2 pseudogenes are annotated in these 1,160 nt (G+C 65.1%); one reads left to right on the top strand and one right to left on the bottom strand.

Annotated elements, in window-relative coordinates:
- A pseudogene (locus tag EOC93_RS14915) lies at positions 1–588 on the top strand (hypothetical protein); the annotation flags it as partial.
- Positions 589–698: 110 nt separating this feature from the next.
- Here EOC93_RS14915 and EOC93_RS34815 read toward each other — a convergent pair.
- Positions 699–1,160 (bottom strand): annotated as a pseudogene (locus EOC93_RS34815) (hypothetical protein); the annotation flags it as partial.

Below are 1,160 nucleotides of genomic sequence, written 5' to 3' on the forward strand. Positions count from 1 at the left end.
GGCTTCCTCGCTTGGGCGCTTGCGACCTTGCTCGTTGCCGCGGTGCTCGGTTCGGCGCTCTCCGCGGCTATCGGAACTGGTGTCCAGGCCGCTTCGACTGTCGCGTCTGGCGCGGCAATGGGCGCTTCGGCAGGTGCTAGTGCGAACGTCGGAAGCGGCTCGACCGACAACGCAACGTCGTACTTCGTCGATACGTTGTTCCGCCCGGCCGATGCGGCCAGGCTTGCTGCCGCCAATCCGGAGAGCGATGCGGCGGCCACGGCGCAGGCTTCACGCATTTTGATCGCGAGCGCAGCTGCAGGCGAAGTTTCGGCAGACGACAAGACCTATCTGTCGCAGTTGGTGGCTGCCCGCACGGGGCTGTCGGAACCGGATGCCAAGGTCCGTGTGGATGCGGTGATTGCCAGGGCACAGGAAACAAAGGTCCAGGCCCAGCAGGCCGCGGATACCGCCAGGAAGGCCGGTGCCAGTTTTGCGCTGGTTGGCGCGCTGTCCCTGGTCGTCGGCGCCTTCATCGCGAGCGCGGCGGCCGCCCTTGGCGGCAGGCAACGCGACGACGAGGAGGCGGTCTTCCTGACCAACCGTTGATCGGTGCTTGACGGTGCCCTCCATGCCGGACTGTGAGCCGGCATGGGCCTGTTGTTTTAATGGCGATCGCCATGGATTGCGCGCGCTGATTCGCCGAGACGAGCGGGCTCCTATTTTCCAGCAGCGATCGTCGGCACTGCCTGACTTGGCTCGAATTTGCGGGCGAGGTCGACTGCGTCGCGCAGCACGTCAATATGCGAACGCGGCGTGCCGGCGGCTGGGGCGATCTCGATACCGGTAGCCTTCAGTGACCAGTAGAGCGTGTGGGTGAAGATGCGACCACGCGAACTGCGCAACTTGACCTGAATGTCCTCCACGCCGGGGCCGAAATTTTCTGCCATCGGCCCGGAAATCGGGTCGCCCGTCAGCCAGCCATTGCCCCGGTCGAAGATATTGGTCCAACGGGTCGCGGCAAACACCGCACCATGATGCACCGCCCGCTGTGGCTTGCCCGAACGGCTGCGCCCTTCCTGGTAAAGGACGGTTCCACCGGCCGCCGTCTCGGCAATTGGCGGGCATGCCGAGAACAGCCGCTCAGCGATGCCGCGCCTGAATTCGGCGAGATTGTAGGT

The organism is Mesorhizobium sp. M6A.T.Ce.TU.002.03.1.1 (assembly GCF_003997275.1).
GTDB classification, from domain to species: Bacteria; Pseudomonadota; Alphaproteobacteria; order Rhizobiales; family Rhizobiaceae; genus Mesorhizobium; species Mesorhizobium mediterraneum.